Annotated in this window: 22 protein-coding genes; 10 read left to right on the top strand and 12 right to left on the bottom strand. The window is 55.8% G+C overall.

The features are described from left to right. Nucleotides 1–2: 2 nt before the first annotated feature. Both lysA and lptM read right to left on the bottom strand, forming a co-directional pair. Nucleotides 3–1,262, bottom strand: a complete 1,260-nt coding sequence (lysA, locus tag G461_RS0106680; protein WP_026971252.1) for a diaminopimelate decarboxylase — start codon at nt 1,260–1,262, stop codon at nt 3–5. 27 nt (nt 1,263–1,289) lie between these two features. Beyond that, on the bottom strand, nt 1,290–1,418 hold the full coding sequence (gene lptM / locus G461_RS25825) for an LPS translocon maturation chaperone LptM (RefSeq protein WP_084404954.1): 129 nt from the start codon (nt 1,416–1,418) through the stop codon (nt 1,290–1,292). 86 nt (nt 1,419–1,504) lie between these two features. Here lptM and cyaY point away from each other — a divergent pair, with 86 nt between their 5' ends. Further along, complete coding sequence (gene cyaY / locus G461_RS0106670) at nt 1,505–1,831, top strand: iron donor protein CyaY (protein WP_342664364.1); 327 nt, start codon at nt 1,505–1,507, stop codon at nt 1,829–1,831. 21 nt (nt 1,832–1,852) lie between these two features. On the opposite strand, the gene G461_RS0106665 is transcribed toward cyaY, so the two are convergent. Then, nucleotides 1,853–4,345 (bottom strand): class I adenylate cyclase, encoded by a 2,493-nt coding sequence (locus G461_RS0106665; RefSeq protein ID WP_026971251.1) that lies wholly within the window; start codon nt 4,343–4,345, stop codon nt 1,853–1,855. A 243-nt stretch (nt 4,346–4,588) separates the two neighbouring features. Between G461_RS0106665 and hemC the strand changes: the two genes are divergently transcribed. Genes hemC through G461_RS0106645 form a run of 4 tightly spaced genes read left to right on the top strand, consistent with a single transcriptional unit; the run spans nt 4,589 to nt 8,570 of the window. Next, the gene (gene hemC, locus G461_RS0106660; protein WP_035479594.1) at nt 4,589–5,515 is read left to right on the top strand and encodes a hydroxymethylbilane synthase; all 927 of its coding nucleotides are present in this window, start codon (nt 4,589–4,591) and stop codon (nt 5,513–5,515) included. Then, nucleotides 5,516–6,244, top strand: a complete 729-nt coding sequence (locus tag G461_RS0106655; RefSeq protein ID WP_026971249.1) for a uroporphyrinogen-III synthase — start codon at nt 5,516–5,518, stop codon at nt 6,242–6,244. Nucleotides 6,245–6,258: 14 nt separating this feature from the next. Then, complete coding sequence (locus G461_RS23525) at nt 6,259–7,404, top strand: uroporphyrinogen-III C-methyltransferase (RefSeq protein WP_051333407.1); 1,146 nt, start codon at nt 6,259–6,261, stop codon at nt 7,402–7,404. Then, nucleotides 7,404–8,570, top strand: coding sequence for a heme biosynthesis HemY N-terminal domain-containing protein (locus G461_RS0106645; protein ID WP_026971248.1), 1,167 nt, complete (start codon nt 7,404–7,406; stop codon nt 8,568–8,570). Before G461_RS23525 ends, G461_RS0106645 begins: the two co-directional genes overlap by 1 nt. Before the next feature lie 64 nt (nt 8,571–8,634). Here the strand turns inward: G461_RS0106645 and fre are convergent, their stop codons facing one another. The 6 genes from fre to trxA all read right to left on the bottom strand — a co-directional run bounded on the left by fre (nt 8,635) and on the right by trxA (nt 13,923). Next, nucleotides 8,635–9,330: an NAD(P)H-flavin reductase gene (gene fre / locus G461_RS0106640; RefSeq protein WP_026971247.1), complete on the bottom strand. Its 696-nt coding sequence runs from the start codon at nt 9,328–9,330 to the stop codon at nt 8,635–8,637. Between the two features lie 15 nt (nt 9,331–9,345). Beyond that, nucleotides 9,346–9,645: a 2Fe-2S iron-sulfur cluster-binding protein gene (locus G461_RS26615; protein WP_051333406.1), complete on the bottom strand. Its 300-nt coding sequence runs from the start codon at nt 9,643–9,645 to the stop codon at nt 9,346–9,348. A 5-nt stretch (nt 9,646–9,650) separates the two neighbouring features. Continuing rightward, a complete protein-coding gene (ubiD, locus tag G461_RS0106630) occupies nt 9,651–11,117 on the bottom strand; it encodes a 4-hydroxy-3-polyprenylbenzoate decarboxylase (protein ID WP_026971245.1) in 1,467 nt (488 codons plus the stop codon). A gap of 31 nt (nt 11,118–11,148) precedes the next feature. Further along, the gene (locus tag G461_RS0106625; RefSeq protein WP_157360249.1) at nt 11,149–12,048 is read right to left on the bottom strand and encodes a hypothetical protein; all 900 of its coding nucleotides are present in this window, start codon (nt 12,046–12,048) and stop codon (nt 11,149–11,151) included. A gap of 54 nt (nt 12,049–12,102) precedes the next feature. Then, on the bottom strand, nt 12,103–13,368 hold the full coding sequence (rho, locus tag G461_RS0106620) for a transcription termination factor Rho (RefSeq protein ID WP_026958210.1): 1,266 nt from the start codon (nt 13,366–13,368) through the stop codon (nt 12,103–12,105). A 228-nt stretch (nt 13,369–13,596) separates the two neighbouring features. Then, on the bottom strand, nt 13,597–13,923 hold the full coding sequence (gene trxA / locus G461_RS0106615) for a thioredoxin TrxA (RefSeq protein ID WP_026958209.1): 327 nt from the start codon (nt 13,921–13,923) through the stop codon (nt 13,597–13,599). A 335-nt stretch (nt 13,924–14,258) separates the two neighbouring features. Between trxA and rhlB the strand changes: the two genes are divergently transcribed. Further along, nucleotides 14,259–15,533: an ATP-dependent RNA helicase RhlB gene (rhlB, locus tag G461_RS0106610; RefSeq protein WP_026958208.1), complete on the top strand. Its 1,275-nt coding sequence runs from the start codon at nt 14,259–14,261 to the stop codon at nt 15,531–15,533. Between the two features lie 12 nt (nt 15,534–15,545). After that, nucleotides 15,546–17,036, top strand: coding sequence for a guanosine-5'-triphosphate,3'-diphosphate diphosphatase (gene gppA, locus G461_RS0106605; protein WP_026971243.1), 1,491 nt, complete (start codon nt 15,546–15,548; stop codon nt 17,034–17,036). Nucleotides 17,037–17,075: 39 nt separating this feature from the next. On the opposite strand, the gene G461_RS0106600 is transcribed toward gppA, so the two are convergent. Continuing rightward, complete coding sequence (locus G461_RS0106600; protein WP_035479590.1) at nt 17,076–17,873, bottom strand: hypothetical protein; 798 nt, start codon at nt 17,871–17,873, stop codon at nt 17,076–17,078. A gap of 192 nt (nt 17,874–18,065) precedes the next feature. Here G461_RS0106600 and purE point away from each other — a divergent pair, with 192 nt between their 5' ends. Beyond that, the gene (purE, locus tag G461_RS0106595) at nt 18,066–18,563 is read left to right on the top strand and encodes a 5-(carboxyamino)imidazole ribonucleotide mutase (RefSeq protein WP_026971241.1); all 498 of its coding nucleotides are present in this window, start codon (nt 18,066–18,068) and stop codon (nt 18,561–18,563) included. 9 nt (nt 18,564–18,572) lie between these two features. Continuing rightward, a complete protein-coding gene (gene purK / locus G461_RS0106590; protein WP_026971240.1) occupies nt 18,573–19,649 on the top strand; it encodes a 5-(carboxyamino)imidazole ribonucleotide synthase in 1,077 nt (358 codons plus the stop codon). Nucleotides 19,650–19,700: 51 nt separating this feature from the next. Here the strand turns inward: purK and G461_RS25430 are convergent, their stop codons facing one another. Then, nucleotides 19,701–20,975 (bottom strand): YfiM family lipoprotein, encoded by a 1,275-nt coding sequence (locus G461_RS25430; protein WP_026971239.1) that lies wholly within the window; start codon nt 20,973–20,975, stop codon nt 19,701–19,703. Between the two features lie 3 nt (nt 20,976–20,978). After that, a complete protein-coding gene (gene hemB / locus G461_RS0106580; RefSeq protein ID WP_026971238.1) occupies nt 20,979–21,983 on the bottom strand; it encodes a porphobilinogen synthase in 1,005 nt (334 codons plus the stop codon). Between the two features lie 286 nt (nt 21,984–22,269). Here hemB and G461_RS0106575 point away from each other — a divergent pair, with 286 nt between their 5' ends. Beyond that, nucleotides 22,270–23,271: a LacI family DNA-binding transcriptional regulator gene (locus G461_RS0106575; RefSeq protein ID WP_026971237.1), complete on the top strand. Its 1,002-nt coding sequence runs from the start codon at nt 22,270–22,272 to the stop codon at nt 23,269–23,271. Nucleotides 23,272–23,273: the final 2 nt, after the last annotated feature.

Here is a 23,273-nt window from a genome sequence, read left to right as displayed (position 1 = left end):
CGTTAGCCTTGGTCCTCAGGTAAGCAGGCTTCTCCTTGCCAAAGTTGCTGCAAGCTTTCCCGAGCTCGGATTAGATGGGCTTGGTCGCCATCCACCATGACTTCGGCAGCGCGTGGGCGCGAGTTGTAGTTAGAGCTCATGCTAAAACCATAGGCACCGGCGGAGCGCACTGCCAGATAATCGCCTTGCTCGATGGCCAATTCGCGCTGTTTGCCTAAAAAGTCGCCAGTCTCACAGACCGGACCCACCACATCGTACTCAGCGCTAGTGAGTTCCGGGCGCTGCAGCACCGGCACAATCGCCTGCCAAGCCGAATACAGCGATGGACGGATCAGATCGTTCATCGCCGCATCAACAATGGCGAAGTTTTTGGTTTCGGTGGGCTTGAGGAACTCCACCTGAGTCAGCATGATTCCAGCGTTGGCCATAATCGCGCGGCCCGGCTCGAAGATAAGCTTGAGAGGGCGCTCGCCCAAACGTTCGGCCAAGGCCTGCGCATACTCAGCAGGCTGCGGCGGTTGCTCGTCATCGTAACTCACGCCCAGACCGCCGCCCACGTCTAAATGCTCGATCACAATGCCTTGCTCGGCCAAACGATCAATCAAGGCTAATAGCTTATCGATGGCTTCGACAAAGGGCTCTAGCTCGGTGAGCTGTGAGCCGATGTGGCAATCGAGGCCAGTAATCTTCAGATTGGGCAGACTCGCCGCAAAGCGATACACCTCGGGCGCACGCTCGATGGGAATACCGAACTTGTTCTCTTTCAGGCCGGTGGAGATATAAGGGTGGGTACCGGCATCGATATCTGGGTTGATCCGCAGCGAGATGGGCGCTGTTTTGCCCACGCGCGCAGCCACCGCAGAGATCCGCTCTAACTCCGGCTCAGACTCTACATTGAAGCAATAGATACCGGACTCAAGGGCATACTCGATCTCTTGCGAGGTTTTACCCACGCCCGAGAACACCACCTTCGCCGGATCGCCACCGGCTTCCAGTACCCGCGCCAGCTCACCGCCAGAGACGATGTCAAAACCACTGCCCATGCGGGCCATCAGGTTCAATACGGCCAAGTTTGAGTTGGCCTTCACCGCATAGCACACCAAGTGCTCGCGATCCGCTGCCGCCAGGTCAAAGGCGCGCCAGTGACGTTCAATAGTTGCGCGCGAGTATACAAAAAGAGGCGTTCCAAAACGCTCAGCCAGTTCGGTAAGAGAGCAATCCTCGGCCATGAGTTGCTGCTGGCGGTAGTTAAAAAAGTCCAAGTGCTGTCCTTGTATCTAATCCGTCGATTACTGTTGTTGCTCGTCCGGCGCGGTGGGGGCTTCCTGGTCCGCCGGAGGGTGATAGAGTGGTCCCTTCTGGCCGCAGGCGATAATGCCGCAACACAGAGCCAACACCACAATCAGTTGTTTTGTCATGAATAAACCATGAATATTGCTAGAATGCCCTTATAATCCGCATTCGCCCAACGAATTGCAACAGAATCGCTACAGATCAACCAAGGATGCAAGCCATGAACGATAGCTACTACCACCAACTTATTGATGACGCATTTGCCAAAATCGAACTGGCCACCGACAGTGACGACTTCGATATCGAATGCGACGTGAATGGTGGAGTGCTCACCCTGGAGTTTGAGAACGGCTCACAGATCGTGATCAACAAGCAAGAACCACTGCATCAGCTATGGCTAGCCACCAAGTTTGGCGGTTATCACTTCGAGTGGCGCGACGACAGCCAGTGGATCTGTAACCGCAGCGGCAACGAGTTCTGGTCCTTCCTAAGCCAGTCAATCAAAGACCAAAGTGGCGTAGAGCTAAGCTTCGCTTAATCACCCGTTGATGTGGCCGCGCTAGCGGCCTTCACCACTGCGGAACGGCTCTACCTGCCAATGGCCTTCACGCACCACGATGTCGTAGAACTGAGGGAGATTGAAGTTAATCGCTTGGCTATTGCCACTGCCGCCCACTTGCTCGCGTGATGAGGTGGTATAGAAGCGGTTGATTCCCTGCACCAACTCATCCTTACTACCCGCAAACTCATGGTACATCTCGATCTGGTTGGTCTCATCGACGATATAGATGTTGAAGCCGTCCGCCAGATTCTCGAAGAAGTACTGCACTAAGCCTTCACTGGCGTGGGCTTCTACCACGTTGGGCACGGTCTTCTTGTCGCCGGTGTTGAGCTGCAGCGGCATCCGCTCCAACTTGTTGTTCGACAGCTCGCTGTAAAAGCGCACGCTGTTATCCAGCTTCTTCACCGACACGCCACGGTCTTCGATAAACAAGCCGTATTTCTCTTTGCCCAGCAGCACGGTTTTCACCGCTTTTTGCTGACGCGCTTTCAGGCGACTCTCGATACACTCTTCCAGTAGCGCCTGAAAGTTACTGCAGATCTCTTCGCGGAAGTGGGCGCTGTAGCAGAACACATCGATATGCTCGGGCTTTTTAGCGTCGCGGTGCATCTTGCCCAGCACGGTGGTCAGGGCATCCACCACCGCGGTATCGCCGGAGAAGTGCAGGGTACGGATCTCGTTCCAGGTGTTGCGATAAACCAAGTCCACCGAGGCGACCAGACAGGTTTCGCTGCGACCAAAGGAGAAGATATTGGTGGCGTTGCCATCGAACTCGATCACCTTGCCCGCCCAGCGCGCCGTTGGGTCTTGCTCGAGGTTAATGAACACCCCCAAGTGGCGGATCTCACAGGGGCGGGTCAAGGCCAAGTTGCTGGCGGCCTCGATATGTACTGGAAAGGCACGGCGTAGGTCACGGTCAAACTCCAGCACCTTTTGCTCGCACATCGCCCCTTCGCGCTGATAGACATGTAGCTGGGTCTGGTTGGTGCTGAGCTCATTGAAATAGCCCCACGACACCAGTTTGGCCAAGTAGCTGGAGTGCTCCAGCGCCACATGGCCGCGCAGGGCATGACCATCGAGCGGGGCGCGGTACAGATACCAGCCTTCGCCACATTGGCTGCCCGCCGGAGAGTGGATAAAGCTCAGGTGGGGCTCCGACAAATCGGGCGAGATCTGCGGGTTAATCTGGGTCACCTTACCGGGAAGGCTTTCAAAGGCGGCATAGAGCTTACGCGATAGGATGCCGATGTCTTCCGGGTTGATCGATTCACTGATGTTATTGCGACGGGCGAAGCGGATCAGGTTGCGGTAGCTGAGCATCAAGGCATCGAGTAGCTCGGCGTGCGCCTCTTTAACGTCTTTAACCTTCCAGCTACTGCGCTGGTTAAGGTGTTCAATCTTCTTCTGCGACCAGCCCCACTGTTTGACCAACTTGGCCATAAAACGCTGCTGCCAGTTAAGCGCGCGTACTTCTAGCAGGTCACTGGGCAGTGGATTGTTATCGGAGTTCTTCAGGTAAAAACAGCGGCGCACCAAATCGAGACGCGGGTAGTCTTCGATAGACTCCAGATAGTCGGTTACCTTGGCCAGCATCAGGTAGTAGGCATCTTGGGTGAGTTCAAACTCACGGCCTTCCTGAGCAATGCGCTTGGCCTCTACCGCCAACAGCGCGGTGTTGGGGTACTCCGACGAGTAGGCTTCCATCAGCAGGGTTTTCAGCACCGCTTTATAGGGCGAGTCGATACCTTTATAGAGCTGCCATAGGGCAGAGCCAAAGTACTCCTCGGCGGGAATCACATCCAGGCCACCGAGGTCCAGCCAGCGTTCGTGGTTGAAGTGACCAGCAGCAAACTGCTCGGCCACGAAGCTGTCGTAGCTTTGGTCTAGCTCTGCCGGCACCGCGTACCACACCAGTTTTTTACCCGCTAAGGGCAGCGCAGTGCGGTAGAACTCATCAAGCAACAGCAGGTGCTGGGCGCTACCACAGTTATCTTTGGATAGCTCACTGATCGCGCCAGTTTTGAACTGATTCTCCGCCACCATAAAGAAGTTAAGCTCAACCCCTTGGTGGTCGGCCCACACCGAGATTTTGTCACACTTGCTGCGCAGCAGCTCCACCCGTTCGGCGTCCATCTCGGCGTCGTGACACACCCAAATATCCAAGTCGCTGGTCTGCGACTGGCCAATGGTTGCGGTACTGCCCATGGAATAGATACCCAAGATCTCGCGACTTTGCGGCTGCTCGGGGGTGCACAAGAAGTGCTGCTGCAGGAAGATGGAGTGACGGGTGGTCGGTTCAAAACGGCAAATACCTTGTGGCACCTCACCATCGACAAAGCCCGGGATACTCGGGTGATGGTAATGCAACATCGAAGGCAGCAACTCAAACACCTGCTGCACCTCCGCCGACATAGTTTGTAATGCCAGCTGTTTGCGATGTTGTTGAGTGCGACGTGCCTTATCTAGAAGGGCTGCTATGGTTTCCTGCAAGGTACTCTTTAACCCGCCCAGAGTGTTGGGCAAGTATATATAACGTATGAAATGTGAGCATGTTAACACTTCTACGCATCACCGGTAAACTAAAACCCTACTCCAAGCAGGGCTGTGCTTGGCGTGTAAAAATCGCCTAAGCCAGCCGCCAATTTTGCACGGGAATCCGGGTAAGACGGTTGGGCCAGCGGCTCGCCAGTGATACCCTGAAGGCATTGTAAAACATGCATTAAATGGAGACGCGTGTTTGTGAACACCCTGCGTATTGCCACCCGTAAAAGCCCCTTGGCCATGTGGCAGGCCGAGTTTGTTAAAGCCCGCTTAGAAGCCGAACACAGCGGCCTTAGCGTCGAACTGCTGCCGATGAGCACCAAGGGCGACAAGATCCTCGACACCCCACTGGCCAAGATCGGCGGTAAAGGCCTGTTTCTCAAAGAGTTGGAAAACGCCATGCTCGATGGCCGAGCAGACATTGCGGTGCACTCCATGAAAGATGTCCCGATGGAGTTTCCCGATGGTTTGGGCCTGTACTGCATCTGCGAGCGCGAAGACCCGCGCGACGCCTTTGTTAGCAACGACTACCCCAGCCTCGATGCACTACCTCAAGGCGCGATCGTAGGCACCAGCAGCCTGCGCCGCCAATGCCAACTGCTTAAGCTGCGCCCCGACCTACAGATCAAAGACCTGCGCGGCAACGTGAACACCCGCCTGGCCAAGCTTGATGCAGGCGAGTATCACGCCATTATCCTGGCCAGCGCCGGCCTGCTGCGCTTAGAGATGCAACAGCGTATCGCCGACTACCTCTCGCCCGACACCTTACTACCCGCCGGTGGCCAAGGCGCGGTTGGGATTGAGTGTCGCAGCGATGATGAGCGCCTTCACACATTGCTGGCGCCACTAAACGATGCAGACACCTCGATTCGTGTTAAAGCCGAGCGCGCCTTAAACCACCGACTGCAAGGCGGCTGTCAGGTACCGATTGCCTGCTTTGCCGAGCTCGATGGCCCCCAGCTTCGCCTACGCGCCCTCGTCGGCGCTATCGACGGCTCCAGAGTCATTGAAGATGAGATCCACGGCCCTGCGGAACAGGCGGAGCAACTGGGCGTAAGCCTCGCCGAGCGCTTACTCAGCGCGGGCGCCGATAAGATCTTGGCCGAGGTCTACGGCTAGATGCGCGGCGTGTTGGTTACCCGTCCCCAGCACCACGGCGAGCAGTGCAGCGCGCTGCTGCGTGAGCTGGGCTACACGGTGACCTTTGCGCCGATGCAAGCGATCCATCCCCATGATGACTTCCCCCAGCTGCATAACATCGACACCTCTACCAACACTTGGTTGATCGCAGTCAGCCAATATGCGGTCGATGCGGTGGAACAGTGGCGCGAGCAAGCTCAGCTCGCCTGGCCCGAGGCCCTCAACTTTTTAGCGGTTGGCCAAGCCAGTGCTCAGCGTTGGAAAGCGTGGGGGGTAGACGCCGTTTATCCCGCACAGCAAAACAGCGAGGGGATGTTGGCATTGCTGGCGACCCAGCAGATTGAGCGGGCGATTATCATGCGCGGCGACACTGGGCGCGAGTGGCTGGCCGAGCAGCTAGGATCCAAGGGCGCCCAAGTGAGCTACGTGGAATGCTACCGGCGGCAAGGGCTACGCTACTCCCCAGCGCAGCGACTACAATGGCAACAAAACATCGATACCTTGGTGGTCAGTAGCGGCGAGCTGTTAAAACAACTTGTCGCACAATCTGACAACGCCGATTTTCAAAGCTGGTTGCGAGCGTGCCACTTGCTGGTACCCAGCCAACGTCTAGTAGACTTCGCCAAGTCATTGGGCTTTAATCATTTAGTGCTCAGTGAAGGCGCCTCCAATCAGGCCTTTGCCCAGGCATTGACGAAGCTGTCTTAGTAAAAGGAATAACAATGAACGAGACCCTACCCAGCGAAAGTCAAACTGACGCATCAGCATCTGCTGCCCCGACTGCGTCTGAGAAGAGCGACTCGGCCCCTAAAAAACAGTCCAAATCTCTGCTTCCTGTCATTCTGGCGGTGATTGCCATTATCTTGGTATTGGCGCTGGCAGGCCTTGGCTACTGGCAGCTCAGCGAGCTCAAAGAACAGCAAAGCACCCAGATGCGCCTGCTTAACACCAGCCAAGATGCCCGCGAGCAACAATATCGCGAAGCGCAGCAGCAGGACCAACAGCGTCTTCAACAACTCAACGCCCTGATAGAAGCCCAGCAAAGCACCATAGATGGCTTCCAGCAGCAGCTGGAAAGTGCCAGCCAAGATGCCGCCGACCTGCAACAAGCGCTGGCTCTAATGAATGTCAAAGATGCCAACCACTGGCGCCTCAACGAAGCCAACTACCTACTGCAGTTGGCCGCCAACAAGCTGTGGCTGGAGCAAGACAGCGCCACCGCCAGCATGTTACTCAGCGAAGCCGATGCCTCACTCGCCGTGGTTAACGACCCGCATCTGCTCACGCTGCGCCGGGCCATCGCCCAAGATCTGCAAACCATACAGGCGCTGCCGCTGGTTGATCGCACCGGTATCGCCCTAAAACTGGAAAGCATGCTGGAGCAGGTAGAAGCGCTGCAGTTGGCTGCCATTGAGCTGCCCGAAGCACTAGAGGAACAAGACCAAGCCCTCAGTGACAGCGCCGCCGATTGGCAGGAAAATCTCGCCAAGAGTTGGCAACGCTTTAGCGAAAACTTCGTCACGGTGCGCCGCCGCGACGGCCAGGTCGAGGCGCTGATCGAGCCACAGCACGCTTGGTATCTAAATGAAAACCTCAAGCTGCAGCTGCAACAAGCCGAGCAAGCGCTGTTCCGCCAACAAGGCGAGCTATTCAAGGCCAAGCTGGCCCGTGCTGAGCAGTGGATCGGCCAGTACTTTACCCAGAATGCGCAAGCTGAGGCCTTGATCAGCGATCTGCGTGAGCTGCAAACCCTCGATATTCAGGTCGAGGTTCCTGACACCTTGGCGAGCCTGGCCGCCGCCGAGCAAGCCATTAAGCAGCGCGAGCAACGGCTGATCCGCGAGCCGCTGGCTGAAGGGGGTCAATAATGATTAAGGTGCTGATCCTGCTCTGCCTGCTTGCACTGGGGCTAGCCCTCGGCCCGCAGCTGGCAGGTAACAAAGGCTATGTGCTGATTGCGTTTAACGACTACACCATCGAGATGTCGGTCACCAGCGCGATCTTCTTTCTGTTTATCCTGTTCTGCGCACTGGTGTTCAGCCTGTGGCTGCTGCGGATCATCTGGCTGAGCATCACCCGCTCCGGCAACTGGTGGGGGCGTCAGCGTCGTCGCAGCGCCCAAAGCCACACTCAGCAGGGCCTGATGGCGATGATGAAGGGCGACTATCAGCACGCCGAGAAGCTGGTCTCGAAGGCGGCACAACACAGCGAGCTGCCTGCCCTCAACTACCTGACCGCTGCCGAGGCCGCCGCCAACCAAGGGCAACAATCCAAGCGCGATGCCTATCTTGAGAAGGCCAGCCAGCTCGGCGACAGCGACGAGGCGGTACTGCTCACTCAGGCTCGCCTACAACTGCAGCAAGGCGACCATCAAGCAGCGCTGGGCAGTTTACAACAGCTACCCCAGTCAACTATCGATAACGCCAGTGCCAAGCGCCTGCTGCTGCAGATCTATCCCGAATTGGCCATGTGGCAGCAGTATCTGGATATTTTGCCCTCTGCCCATAAGCTGCATTTGATTGATAGTGAACAACTAAACGCCGAGCGCAAACGCAGCTATCAGGCGCTGTTTGACGCGCTGGCCACCCATGACGGTGCCGACAAGGTAGCCGACTACTGGAATCGCATGCCGCGTAAGCAAAAGAAAGACGCACTGATTGCTGCCACCGCCACCCGGGCGCTGATCAAAGCGGGCGACAGCAGCGGCGCCTATCAGTTGATTGGCTCGTTGCTAACCAGCTCGGCAGACAGTTTGTTGTTTGAAGTAGCCTCAGAGCTGGAACTGGAAGATCCCTACCCGCTGATCCAACAGCTGGCTAAGTTGGAGAAACGCTGTGGTGACTATCCACCGCTACTGCTGACCTTGGCCAAGCTCTATCTTGAGCAACAACAGCTGAGCGAAGCGGAAAACGTATTAAGCCGCTGTCTGGAAGCAGAACCATCAGCCAAGGCCTACCAGTTGATGGCAGAGGTGAAGCACCAGCAGGCCGATCCCGAACAGGCAGTGGAGTTCTATCGAAAGGCCTTGGCTTAAGCCCTTAGGCAGCACATACAACAAAGCCGCTCAATCGAGCGGCTTTTTCTGGTTTAAAAGGGCGTTAGATAAACTCGTAGGCATCACCATGGAGCTGCTCGGCGGGTAGGCCGCGGGCAGTAAAGGCTTCACGCGCCAATGCCGCCATCTCAAAGCGCCCGGCAATATAAACCTCTAGACCACTCATATCTTCAAAGTCTTCCAGCACCGCTTCGTGCACCAGACCACGCTTGCCGGTCCACTGTGGCACCGCATGCTCTAGTACCGGTACAAAGTGCACGCGGTCCAGCTCTTGCCATTGATAGGCCAGCTCATTGAGATACAGTCCGCCCATGTTGCGGCCACCCCAGTACAAGTAGATCTTGCGATCCTGCTCGGTGTCGATGATATGTTCAACGATGGATTTGGCATACGCAAAGCCAGTGCCGCCCACCATCAGCAACAACGGCAAGGCGCTGTCGACACGATAGCCGGCTTTGCCGAAAGGCAACTCAATCTCAACTTCGCCACTGTGCTGTAGCTTCTCGATGACCTGACGGGCATAGGAATTGGTTTCTGGTGCGCCGATATGCAGCTCGATAAGATCGGTCTGTTCTGGCGAGCTGGCAATAGAGAACGGCCGTTTGTCATCTTCCGCCATGACCATCTGCAGGTATTGCCCTGCGATAAAGGTTTGTGGCGACTCTGGTTTTAGCTCTATGTTAAAGATGTCGTCGAGGATCGGCTCAACCGATACCACCTTACAAGTCACTCGCTTCATGCTTCCTCACTTCCCTCAAAGCAAAATATGTAGATCAGAGCGCGCTTGGGCTATGCAGGCTAGCAGCCAGCCTTGGCTCTGTTCATGCTGGGTTAACTCATGTTTACTTAACACTGGCTCCACTTGATACGCCCACTCACCCTCAAAGGCGCGTGCCGCGCAGCTCAGACAGGCTCCAGCTCGACAACGATGGGGCCATGTTACCCCCTGACGAAGCGCCGCTTGCAAGATGGTTTCGCTTTCCTTAGCCTGAAACTCGCAAACACTTGAGACTGTGCCCGACTTAATGAGCCGGATCCGATGTTCATTTTCCATCAGGCCTAGTCTATGCCCAATTGCTGCCAAATACTATCAACCCGCTGTTTTACTGCGGGATCCATCTCAATCACCTGGCCCCATTCACGGTCGGTTTCACCCGGCCATTTGTTGGTGGCGTCCATTCCCATTTTCGATCCTAAGCCTGAAACCGGAGAGGCAAAATCTAGGTAATCGATGGGGGTGTGCTCGATCATGGTGGTGTCGCGCGCCGGGTCCATCCGGGTGGTAATCGCCCAGATCACGTCCTGCCAGTTACGGGCATCCACATCGTCATCACAGACAATGACAAACTTGGTATACATAAACTGGCGCAGGAACGACCAAACTCCCAGCATCACCCGCTTGGCGTGTCCGGGATACTGCTTCTTAATCGTCACCACGGCCATGCGGTAGGAGCAACCTTCTGGAGGCAGATAGAAGTCAGTGATCTCCGGAAACTGCTTTTGCAGGATCGGCACAAACACCTCGTTAAGTGCGACGCCTAGCACGGCCGGCTCATCGGGCGGGCGGCCGGTGTAGGTGCTGTGATAAATCGGCTGTTGGCGCATAGTCACATGGGTGATGGTAAACACCGGAAACTCATCCACCTCGTTGTAATAACCGGTGTGGTCACCATATGGCCCCTCGGGCGCTGTCTCGCCCGGTTGCAGGTAGCCTTCCAGCACAATCTCGGCGCTAGCCGGCACCTCCAGATCGTTACTCACACATTTGACCGTTTCTGTGCGGCTACCGCGCAATAGCCCGGCAAAGGCGTATTCGGACAGGGTATCTGGTACGGGGGTTACCGCACCCAAGATGGTCGCGGGATCGGCCCCTAGCGCCACGGCCACCGGATAGGGTTTACCCGGGTACTTTTCCTGCCACTCACGATAATCGATGGCACCACCGCGGTGGGATAACCAGCGCATAATCAGCTTGTTCTTGGCGAGCTTCTGCTGGCGGTAGATCCCAAGGTTCTGGCGCTTTTTGTAGGGACCACGGGTGACGGTTAATCCCCAGGTGACCAATGGCGCCACATCACCGGGCCAGCAGGTTTGGATCGGCAGCTTGTCCAAGTCCACCTCATCGCCCGTTAGCACCACTTCCTGACAGGGCGCAGAGCGAAGCTTCTTGGTGGGCATATTCAGCACTTGTTTGAAGATCGGCAGCTTGTCCATCAACTCGCGGAAGCCCTTCGGTGGTTCCGGCTCTTTTAAGTAAGACAGCCACGTGCCCACTTCTCGCAGCGCAGCTACAGAGTCCTGCCCCATCCCCAAGGCCACTCGCTCTGGCGTGCCAAACAGGTTACCCAACACCGGCATATCGTGGCCCTTAACGTTCTCGAACAGCAGCGCCGGGCCACCGGCTTTAAGGGTGCGGTCGCAGATCTCAGTCATCTCCAGCTCGGTGGAGACTTCCATAGAGATACGTTTGAGTTCCCCGCGCGCTTCTAGCAGTACAATAAAATCTCTTAGGTCTTTATATTTCATGGATTTATCCGGTTCCTTTCCGGTGATTAGTTTAGCGGCTTTGCAGCTCTACCATAACGGTTGCCGCTAACTGATGGTTTTCCTCACTGCGAAACTGCTCCAACATGTACTGGGCCGCAGGAGGATAGGCTCCCCCCAACAGGGCGATACTACGAAAGGCAAAATAGCGCACATCGATGCTCTCCGCGGCATTGACCAACAGCGCCAAGGCCTGCTCTGGCGGATAGTGCTGCGAGACCCACTCAAGCAGTAAACGGGTATGATTATCCACCGGGCGTTGCAGCACTTGCAAAATCAGGCTGGGATCTTGCGAGCGCTGCGCAAGGGCAAACGGCACAGCGTTGTCGGCAAAGTGCAGTGAGTCCGGCAGGCTTTGGTAGGTATAGCGCGCTTGAGCCGAGGTCAACTCCGCCAACGCTTTTAGCACATCGGCTTGCTGACTATCGATAAAAGGATTGTTGGGACGAAAGATCAGTGACCAATGAAAATCATCACGTAACAGCTCGCTGGTGATCTCACCCACCCGCTGTGAAGAGTGATACTGGTGCAAGATGCTGCGCGCCAAGGCCGGATAATCATAACGCGGCAAGATCACCTCATAGCCATCGGCCAGATGTGAATCGCGCAGAAGTGGCGTGGTAATGGATTTAGCGAGTAGCCAGTTTTCCAGCACTTGATCTGGCACATGACCGGTGTAGTGCAGGCCGCCGAGCACTTCATACAGCAGCTGTTCACGATGCTCTGGTGACAGGTGGAGTAATAGCTCGTCGACCCAGGCGGGCTGGTTAACCAGCAGTGCCTTTACGCTGCGCTCCACCAATAAAGGCGGCACCCGTGCGGCAATCACCGACTCCGGCTGGGTTGGTCCCATGGCAGCCAAGGCCTGGTAGCTCAGCCAGCAACTTAGTATCCCTATGATGCAACGACGCATTCCGTACCACCGCCCGAATACAACACTGGCCGCGGGAGCGGCCAGTTTTCTCAACTACTTCTTCTGTGCCTTCATGGCATCGAAGAACTCGTCGTTGGTCTTGGTCATCGACAATTTGTCGATCAAGAACTCCATGGCGCCGGTTTCGTCCATTGGGTGGACAATCTTACGCAGGATCCACATCTTCTGTAGCTCATCAGAGGTGGTCAGCAGCTCTTCACGGCGAGTGCCCGAGCGGTTGATGTCGATAGCTGGGTAAACCCGCTTCTCGGCAATCTTACGGCTCAAGTGCAGTTCCATGTTACCGGTACCCTTGAACTCTTCGTAGATCACTTCGTCCATCTTCGAGCCGGTATCTACCAGCGCGGTAGCGATAATCGACAGGCTGCCACCTTCTTCTACGTTACGCGCAGCACCGAAGAAGCGCTTTGGACGATGCAGGGCATTAGCGTCAACACCACCGGTCAGTACCTTACCAGAGGAAGGGATCACGGTGTTGTAAGCACGTGCCAGACGGGTAATCGAGTCGAGCAGGATAACTACATCTTTTTTATGTTCAACCAAACGCTTGGCTTTCTCGATCACCATCTCAGCCACTTGTACGTGACGGCTGGCTGGCTCATCGAAGGTAGAAGCAATCACTTCACCACGTACCAAACGCTGCATCTCGGTTACTTCTTCCGGACGCTCATCGATCAGCAGTACGATCAGCTCACACTCAGGGTGGTTAAAGCTGATGTTCTGGGCGATGTTCTGCAGCAACATGGTTTTACCGGCTTTCGGCGGCGCCACGATCAGGCCACGTTGACCTTTACCGATGGGCGATGCCAAGTCCAATACGCGAGCAGTAATATCTTCGGTAGAACCATTACCGCGCTCCATACGCAAGCGAGACGCAGCGTGTAGCGGGGTTAAGTTCTCGAACAAGATCTTGTTGCGCGAGTTTTCCGGTTTGTCGTGGTTAACCTGACCAATCTTCAGCAAGGCAAAGTAGCGCTCGCCTTCTTTAGGCGGACGAATTTTACCTTCAACAGTGTCACCAGTACGCAGGTTGAAACGGCGGATTTGGCTTGGAGATACGTAGATGTCGTCAGGGCCGGCTAGGTAAGAGCTGTCTGCGCTACGTAGAAAACCGAAACCGTCCTGTAGGATCTCCAGTACTCCGTTGCCGTAGATCGCTTCACCGCTTTTAGCGTGAGCCTTTAGGATAGAGAAAATGATGTCTTGCTTGCGTAGACGGGCCAGATTCTCCAAACCCATGGATTCGCCCAACGCAATCAGCTCGTGGACGGGCGTATTTTTTAACTCAGTTAAGTTCATAATGGTGAGTGTTAGTTAGATTGATAGGCTGACGCACAGGGTCGTATAGATGCAAAGGAAAGCTCTGGACTCGCTAGTCGGCCATGGGATAGCCAAAGGGCTTAAGACAATTTCCGTTTTAAATTAGCACTATTGTGCAGAAAGATCCAACAAAAGCAGGCCTAGCAATGTAAGCCTGCTCACAGTTATACCCGAACAGAGTATCTTGAGATTGCTCGGGTATATACTTTAGATGTTTTCGTCGAGGAAGGCGGTCAGTTGGGCTTTAGACAGGGCACCGACTTTGGTGGCTGCTACTTTGCCGTCTTTGAACAGCAACAGGGTCGGAATGCCGCGAATACCAAACTTTGGTGGGGTTTCTGCATTCTGATCAATGTTGAGTTTACCGACTACTACTTTACCTTGATACTCATCAGCGACTTCGTCGAGGATTGGTGCAATCATCTTACAAGGACCACACCACTCAGCCCAAAAGTCTACCAATACTGGTGTAGACGCGTTCACTACGTCTTCTTCAAAGCTTTCATCTTTAAGCTGAATAATTTTGTCGCTCATTGGCGGACTCCACTTGGTTTCGTTGCTTAAGGTATTGCTATACCCGAAAAGCCTTAAGATGCTTGTTCAGCTAGATTTTCCAGCTCCTCTAAATCCTGCATCTTGAGGTCGCTCGGGTATATATGGGGACCCATTTCACGAGATCAAGGCGGAATATTCAAGCATCGATTGATTCAATTCCCGCCTAAGCTAAGCCTAAGCGCTATAAGCGAAACCGGCGGCACCAAGCAAAAACACTTAGCTAAGTCGGCATTGCTCCGCCAACTAGCAGAAAACTCGGTATTTAATACAGACAGCAGGGTGGTGCATAAAACGACCTGTGATATGCTTACGCCATGAGCAAAACACATCTTACAGAACAACGGTTCGCCGACTTTCCGCTACAAGAGAAAGTTCTTAATGCTTTAGAACAGCACGGCTATCACCAATGCACCAAGATCCAGGCCCAAAGCCTGCCGATCTTACTTAAAGGCAAAGACATTGCAGGCCAGGCACAAACCGGTACCGGTAAAACCCTGGCCTTTTTGGTCGCTACCTATAACCACCTGATTAGCACTGCGGAAGTCGAAGGGCGCAAACCGAATCAACCACGCGCCATTATCCTCGCCCCAACACGCGAGCTCGCACTCCAAATCCACCGCGACGCCAAACTGCTATCAAAACACACCGGTATCACTGCGGGTGCGGTTTATGGGGGCGAAGGGTATGACAGCCAAAAAGCGATGCTAGAGAAGGGCGTAGATATCCTGATCGGCACCACTGGCCGTACCATCGATTACCTCAAGCAAGGCGCATTCAGCCTGAACGCGATTCAAGCAGTAGTGCTAGATGAAGCCGATCGCATGTTCGATATGGGCTTTATCAAAGACATTCGCTACTTGTTCCGTCGCATGCCTGCCGCCAACGAGCGTTTGAGCATGCTGTTCTCGGCCACCCTGTCACACAAAGTGCAGGAGCTGGCGTTCGAGCACATGAACGACCCCGAGCATGTCGAGATCGAGCCAGAGCAGATGACCGGTGCGCGCATCGTCGAAGAGCTGTTCTATCCCTCAAACGATGACAAGATGGCCCTGCTGCAGACGCTAATCGAAGAAGATTGGCCGGAGCGCGCTATTGTATTCGCCAATACCAAGCACCGCTGTGAAGATATCTGGGGCCATCTGGTTGCCGATAAGCATCGTGTAGGCTTGCTCACCGGCGATATTCCGCAGCGCAAACGCGTGAAGATCCTTGAGCAGTTCACCAAAGGGGAACTAGACATCTTGGTTGCCACCGATGTAGCCGCCCGTGGTCTGCACATTCCTCTGGTATCGCACGTGTTCAACTATGACCTGCCCGACGATGCCGAAGACTACGTTCACCGCATCGGTCGTACCGGCCGAGCTGGCGCTAGCGGCCACGCCATCAGCCTGGCGTGTGAGGAGTACGTGTTCAATCTGCCGGCCATCGAGGATTACATCAAGCACTCTATTCCGGAAACCAAGTATCGTCATGATGCTTTGCTTACCGACTTGCCTGCACCGAAGCGCATTCACCGCAACAAGCAGATGAACTCTCGTAGCGGACAACGCAGCAAAGGACACTCTGCGCCACGGCGTAATCGTCATTAGGAGCAGGAATTAGTGACAGGAAGTTGTCCTCTGTACGCGGCGATCGACTTGGGCTCGAACAGTTTCCATATGTTGATCGTCCGCGAGTTGCACGGTTCTATCCAGACGATCTCCAAGGTGAAGCGCAAGGTGCGCTTGGCCGCGGGATTGGATGAGCAAGGTACCCTCAGCCACGAAGCCATGGTACGTGGCTGGCAATGCCTTAGCATGTTTGCCGAGCAGCTCCGCGATATCCCGGCGGCGCAGATCCGCATCGTCGGCACCGCCACCCTGCGTAAAGCCAATAACGCCCAACAGTTTCTCGAACAAGCCGAAAAAATCCTGCAGCACGACATCGCAATTATCAGCGGCGAAGTAGAAGCCCGCCTGATCTACCGCGGCGTGGCCTTTACCAGCAGTGGCTCAGGAAAGCGTTTGGTCATAGATATTGGCGGTGCCAGCACCGAGCTAGTGGTGGGCGAGCAGAGCGAAGCCAAGCTGCTTACCAGCCTCGATATGGGCTGTGTTACTTGGCTGAATAACCACTTTCCCGGCGGTAAGCTCAGCAGCGACGCGTTTGCGCAAGCTGAAGCGGCCGCCAAGCAGATCATCCAACCGGTGGTGAGTGATTATCGCCGCCTTGGCTGGAAGACCTGCGTCGGCGCCTCCGGCACCATTCAAGCGCTACAAGAAGTGGTACAAGCACAAGGGCTGGATGAGCGGCTGACCATGGAGAAGCTGCAGGGCATTAAACAGCAACTTCTCGCCTTCGAACATATCGATGATATCAAGATTCCCGGTCTGCTGGACGAGCGCAAACCGGTGTTCGCTCCGGGGCTCGCTATCTTGATCGCCTTGTTTGAGGCACTGCGCATCGAAGGACTGACCCTAGCCGGCGGCGCACTGCGTGAAGGGCTGGCCTATAGTCTGATTAGTCAGAGTGAAACCAGCAGCGTGCGCCAGCGCACCGCCGACAGCTTTGTGCAACGCCACCAAATTGATGCCGCCCACGCCAAGCGGGTGCGCGACTGCGCCCTGCAGTTGGCCAGCCAGCTACAACCGCGCTTAAGTGAGCGGGCGCGCAGCTTGCTCAAGTGGGCCGCGATGTTCCACGAGGTGGGGTTGAATATTGAGTTTAAGAAGGCGCCACAGCATGCCGCCTATATTCTCGACCACAGCGATCTGCCCGGTTTTACTGCCGCTCAGCAGCACCTGCTGTCTTGCCTGATGCTCAACCAACGCGGGCCTTTGCAGCTCGAGGTGTTGGAAAAGCAACGGGCCATCGCCCAAGAGGAAGCCATCTGTTTGGCACGCCTGTTGCGGATTGCCATTATCGTCTGCATGCGCCGCACCGGCGAGAGTGTACCCAAGGTTAACGTCTCTCAAGACGGCGATGACTGGCGGCTTAACTTCCCGCCCTTGTGGATGGAAGATCACCCGCTGCGTGCAGCGGAGCTGGAGTTAGAAGCCTCAGAGCAACTGAGCAACGACCTACCGCTAAGCTTTATGGAAGGGCTTTGTTAAGCACACCTTTCAGGCACGCGCCGAGTAGCCACTGATAGGCTACTTGGGCGTCGCCAGCTCAATCCGCACCCGACGCTTAAAGTTAAGCAGCTTAAAATCGTCGAACCAGTACTCTTCAATCAGCTTGTCCATCAAGCCGCTGTCACGTGCTTGCTCCAAGGCTTCTGTCAGTAACTGTGCCAGCTCTATTTGCTCGGCAGGCAGATAAAAGTGGAAGTCGCGCTGATAGACCAGCACCAAGTATGGCTCGATGGAAAGGTAGGGGTGCTGCAGAGATTCGTTGATCACCTCTGTAAAGCCACGTGAGAAGTAATCAATGCCGCGCTTGCGGTTGGCCACCATCTTATAAAGGCGACGCCACTCGCCATCCACCTCCAGCGCGTTCAGGTCGTTGGCCTGCCACACCGCCACATCGAACCAGTTCTTGCCAAAGCCACCGGTCTTGTCGAGCTGGCGAAAATCGTCGAGAGTCTGCACAAAGCGATAGCTGTCGTTGTCAGCGGGTGGTATCAGCAATACCCGATGGCCAATCAGCCCATTGGTCAGGTCCACCGGCACCGAGACCAACTGCTCGCTGTTATCCCTTTCCTCAGAGTGCAGCAACCACACCAAACTCAGTTGGTTATTGTACAGCATCGCTTCGGCGCGCTTTTGCGGCAAGTGCAGCGAAGGCGTGGTGATCGCTACATCATGCCCGGCAGCCAGCAATGCTTGTTCCAAGAGCTCATGATAGTAGAGGTGAGACTCGTCCGAGTAGGAGGGCAATACCAAGGTAACTTGCTTAGCCTGAACCGAAAAGGTCAGTAAAAACAGTAATAAACCGAAAGCTTTATGCATAATACCTCCTGACTCCGATTCTCTGAGCGTAGTTGATATAAGACTGTTCAGACGGTGGTCCAACCTGATGCGCCAGGATTCGCGCCCGACTAAACCGGGCTAAGCGTTTAAATTGGTGGCAGATCCGCTATAATGCGGAGCCTTCCAAACATAGCTACCGAGCTATACCCGTATATCAACGAGGAACAATCGATGTCGAAAACCCAAGTAGCCGTAATTATGGGCTCCAAGAGTGACTGGCCAACCATGCAAGGCGCTGCCGAAATCATGGACAAGCTCGGTGTCAACTATGAAGTTGAAGTAGTCTCGGCCCATCGCACTCCCGATAAACTGACCAGCTTTGCCAAAGAAGCCGCCGACCGTGGTATTCAGGTGATTGTTGCTGGCGCAGGCGGCGCAGCCCACCTACCTGGTATGGTGGCAGCCAATACTCGTCTACCGGTACTGGGTGTGCCAGTACAAAGCAAAGCGCTAAACGGTATGGATAGCCTGCTTTCCATCGTGCAAATGCCAAAAGGCATTGCGGTAGGTACCCTGGCGATTGGCACTGCGGGTGCATTCAACGCCGGCCTGATGGCCAGCCAAATCCTGGCCAACAACGACGCCGCCTTGGCTGAGCGTCTGGAAGCCTTCCGCACCGAGCAAACCGAAAGCGTATTGGCCATGGCCGATCCTCGCGACGCGGAGTAAGCGACCATCATGAGCAAGATTTGGGTTCTTGGCGCCGGACAACTCGGCGCAATGCTAAAACATGCCGCACAACCACTGGATATCGAGCTGCGCCCGGTAGAAACCGACGAGCTGGATACCTTCCCGATCGCCGACGATGATTGGATCACCGTAGAGCGCGAGCACTGGCCGGATACCCCTGCCACCAAGCAGCTAAGCGAACATCCGCGCTTTTTGAATAAGCAGCTGCTGGCCACCTTGGCCGATCGCGCCTCACAAAAGCGCCTGCTGGATGAGCTGGAACTGGCCACCGCCCCGTGGGTGGATGTGACCGAAGCGGTAAGCGCTGAGCAGTTGTTTGACGAGCTGGGCGAGCGCGTGCTACTGAAGCAACGCTCAGGCGGCTACGATGGCAAGGGCCAACACTGGCTGAAGCAAGATGGCGGCGCGGCACAGCTGAGCGTGCCACAAGGCTGGGGCGGTAACTGCATCGCCGAACAAGCCATCGGCTTCGATGAAGAAGTCTCGCTGATTGGTATGCGCCACCGCGATGGTCGTATGGCCTTCTACCCACTGGCGACCAACCTGCACCATCAAGGAATCTTGCTGGCCACCGTATCGCCGGTTGCCAGCAAAGCCCCACTGCAACAGCAAGCTGAAGCCATGCTCAGCAAGCTGATGGAAAGCCAAGACTATGTGGGTGTAATGACCATGGAGTGCTTCCAGGTTGGCGATAAGCTGCTGATCAACGAAATTGCCCCACGGGTACATAACAGCGGCCACTGGACCCAAGCCGGTTCAAGCCTTAGCCAGTTTGAAGCACACGTACGAGCAGTCGCAGACCTGCCAATGGTAGAGCCCTTGGTGAAAGCCCAAGGCATCATGCTCAACTTGATTGGCGTGGACTACAACCGCGAATGGCTGGGCGTACCGGGTGTAGAAGTGTTCTGGTATGGCAAAGAGGTTCGTCCGGGCCGCAAGGTTGGCCATATCAACCTATGTATCAGCGAGCGCGCCCAGTTGCTGGCAAGCCTTGAACAGCTCAAGCCACTGATGGACGAGGTCTACGGCATGGCCATCGACTGGGTGGTTAGCCATCTGGACTAAGCACTACTAGCAACACCATCAATACATCAAAACCGCGGCCTGCCAGCGGTTTTATTTTATGTAGGCGGGTAAATCGAGGATGCGCTGCTCTATTTCAGCAAACAGACGCTGGTAGGCCGCAGATTGCACATCGCCAAAACGCCGGGCAAACTCCGCCTCGGGGATCCCCTCTTCCAGCCCAGCGATGCTGGGGAAGAAACGCTCCTCAGCGCCCGATTGCATCAGCGTTTCCACAAACACCCGCGCGGCAAACTCGCTATCAAGAGTATGTGCCAGGCTTACTCCGGCGCGATCGGCGGCCAAATCGGCAAAGCTAAAGCCCGAGCCCCCCTCGCGGGCATCGAACAACTCTTTAAACTCACCAATCGCCAGGCTCACGCCATACTCGGCAGCCAGCGCAATGGTCGCCGAGTAGACATAGTGCAGCGCCAAGTCATTGCGCCCGGCCAAGGTCGCCCCATAGCGATAGGGCTGGAGGGCCTCAAACACCCCTAGCTGGCGACCTAGTGCGCCGCGAAACGGTCCTTGGGTAAAGTGCAGGCTGAGCGCCCAAAGCATCGCCTCCAACTCTTGGCTGAGTGAAGCATCGACACTTTGCTGCCACACCTCATGACTCAAGCCTTGCAGATAGTGGCCCAGTGAGTCACCTTGCGCCTGAGCATCCAGCAGCAGCGCATGGCGGTAGTAATGCAGCACCCGTTGTTGCATCAGCGGATCCGGCGGATCGAAATTCACCGCCTCTTGCGCCAGTTTCAGTGCCACCACCACATCACGACTCAGCGCCAGATCGAGCTGCTGAGGATCAATCGAGAGCGAGGTGACCGACTGGTCCAAACGGCTAAACGCCTGCTGGTCACTGAGCGTATCAAGCAGCGCAAGTACTTGGCGTTTCAGCCATGGCCCGGGCAGGCGCAGCCAGCCCACATGCAGCTGGCCGAGAGCAACTCCACCAGCCGAGGAGTTCACCGCTATCTGGGCATTGAGGTAGCGCGACAGTGCCGGAACCGGTAACGCGATGCTGGCATCCACCAGCAGCTGTTGCCCACTCAGTTGGGCGTGTATGTTCAGCGGGGCAACCGCGTAGGAGGCCAGCTCAGATAACTGCGTCACCTGCTGAGCGGAGAGCTGTAGCTGAAAGTCTTGATCGCTTAGATAGAGCTGTTGGGCAAATTGCTGGACCAGCTGTTTGGCCGCCACCACCGTTTGGGTTTGGGGTGGCGCCACCTCGACCTGCGACTGGCTATCGGTCAACGACCACAACAGCAGCGCCAAGCCAAGGCCCAGTAACAAAAGCGCGACCATCAAGCCGCGCAGCAGTCTTAGCACGGTTTAGCCATCCTTTAGCCATTGCGCCACATCTTTGGCAAAGTAGCTGAGAATGCCGTCGGCGCCGGCACGTTTGAAGGCCAGCAAGGACTCCAATACCACCGCTTCGCGCGCCAGCCAGCCTTGCTGTGCCGCGGCTTGTAGCATCGCGTACTCGCCGCTGACCTGATAGGCAAAGGTGGGAACCTGGAAGGTGTCTTTTACCCGGCGAACAATATCTAGGTAGGGCATGCCCGGTTTAACCATCACCATATCAGCGCCCTCTTCGATATCCAATGCCACCTCGTGCAGGGCCTCGTCGCCATTGGCCGGGTCCATCTGATAGGTAAACTTATTACCGCCCTTTAGGTTACCAGCGCTGCCCACCGCATCGCGGAACGGGCCGTAGAAGCTGGAGGCATACTTGGCCGAGTAGGCCATGATCAAGGTGTTTATGTAGCCCGCCTCTTCCAGCGCTTCACGAATAGCGCCGATACGGCCATCCATCATATCTGAAGGCGCTACCACATCGGCGCCCGCCGCCGCATGGGATAGCGCCTGTTTCACCAGCACTTCGGTGGTCAAATCGTTAAGCACATAGCCGTCGTCGTCGATGATGCCGTCTTGGCCGTGGGTGGTGAAAGGGTCGAGCGCCACATCGGTCATCACGCCAAGCTCCGGGAAGGCTGCTTTGAGCGCCCGCACCGCGCGTTGTGCTAAGCCGTCTTCGGCGTAGGCGGCCTCGGCCAGTAGTGATTTGTCAGACTCCGGGGTCACCGGGAACAAGGCAATCATCGGAATGCCTAATGCCACCAACTGTTCTGCTTCTTGTAGCAACAAGTCGATGCTGACACGCTCCACGCCTGGCATCGAGGCCACAGCCTCTCGCTGGTTCTCGCCTTCCAACACAAACATGGGGTAAATCAGGTCGTCTACTGTCAGACGCTGCTCTTGGGCCAAACGGCGGGAAAAATCATGACGGCGCATACGGCGCATACGGGTAGCGGGGAACAGACGAGGGGCACTCACTAATGACTCCTTCTTGAGAACAGGATCCTGGGAAAGCGATAACAGGCGGCATTAACCACGCGGTGAAATCCAGCCTGCAGTTGGCTCTAATGTAAACCGAGATCACTAAAATAGCTATTGATGTAAAAAATCTGCCAGAATTCTAGGCCGCTCAAAGTTTCCCCACCGCGCTGTGTCAAGATAGCGATCTAGGTAAACGTTTCCAGTTTGATGTAGAATTGTTTCCCCAATCTCAGCCAACATATAGATTCTCGGGTGAAACCGTTTAACTTAAGAAGAGAGCAGAATGGCAACCATTAAGGATGTAGCCGCCGCCGCAGGTGTGTCCGTCGCAACCGTTTCCCGCGTGATCAATAACGGTCCGAAAGTTAGCGATAAAAACCGCGCCAAGGTGAAACAGGTGATGGTAGATCTTGGCTACCGCCCCAATGCCAATGCCCGCGCCTTGGTAACCCAAAGCAGCCCAACCCTGGGCTTAGTGTTCAGCGAGCTGACCGATCCCTTCTTTGCCACCCTCGCTGGCGGCGTAGAGAAAATCGCCCGCGAACATCATCGCCAGCTGTTGATCTCCAATGGCTTAGTCAGCGCCGACACCGAACGTCAGGCGATTGAAACGCTGTTGGAGCAGCGCTGCGAAGCTCTGGTGGTGCACTCTAAGGCTCTGAGTGACGATGAGCTGATCGCCTACGCCGAAGCCAATCCCGCGATGGTGCTGATTAACCGCCACATCCCGCAGATTGCCCACCGCTGTGTCTGGTTGGATAACCGCGCCGGCGGCGAAGCTGCTGGGCGCTACTTGATGTCCTTAGGCCACCAGAAGATTGCCTGCGTATCTAGCCGCTATCACATTGAAGATCCCCAGTTGCGTTTGGAAGGGCTACAGCAGGCCTTGGCAGAAGCTGGCCAGCCGCTGGCCGATATCGCCATCGAGCACGGCGACCCGAACCAAACCGGCGGCGAAGTCGCCACTCAGAATCTGCTATCGAAGAATCTCGGCGCCACCGCTATCGTGGTGTACAACGATGCCATGGCCTCGGGGGTGATCTCGGTGCTTACCGACAATGGCTACCGAGTACCGGAAGATGTATCGGTAATCGGCTTCGATGACGTGTTGCTGTCACGCTACTTGCGCCCTAAATTGACCACCATGCGCTATCCCATTGAGATGATGGCAATGGAGGCTGCCGAGATGGCCTTGAGCCTGTCCAGCGGCAAATCAGTGAGCGATTGCCACAAATACGTGCCCACCTTGGTCAAGCGTGATTCGGTATTGGCCTTGCGCGGCTAGCT

It is taken from the genome of Aliagarivorans marinus DSM 23064 (assembly GCF_000429485.1).
GTDB lineage: Bacteria > Pseudomonadota > Gammaproteobacteria > Enterobacterales > Celerinatantimonadaceae > Aliagarivorans > Aliagarivorans marinus.
Note: the sequence above shows the minus strand (reverse complement) of the source record. Positions and strands in the feature narration are given on the sequence as shown.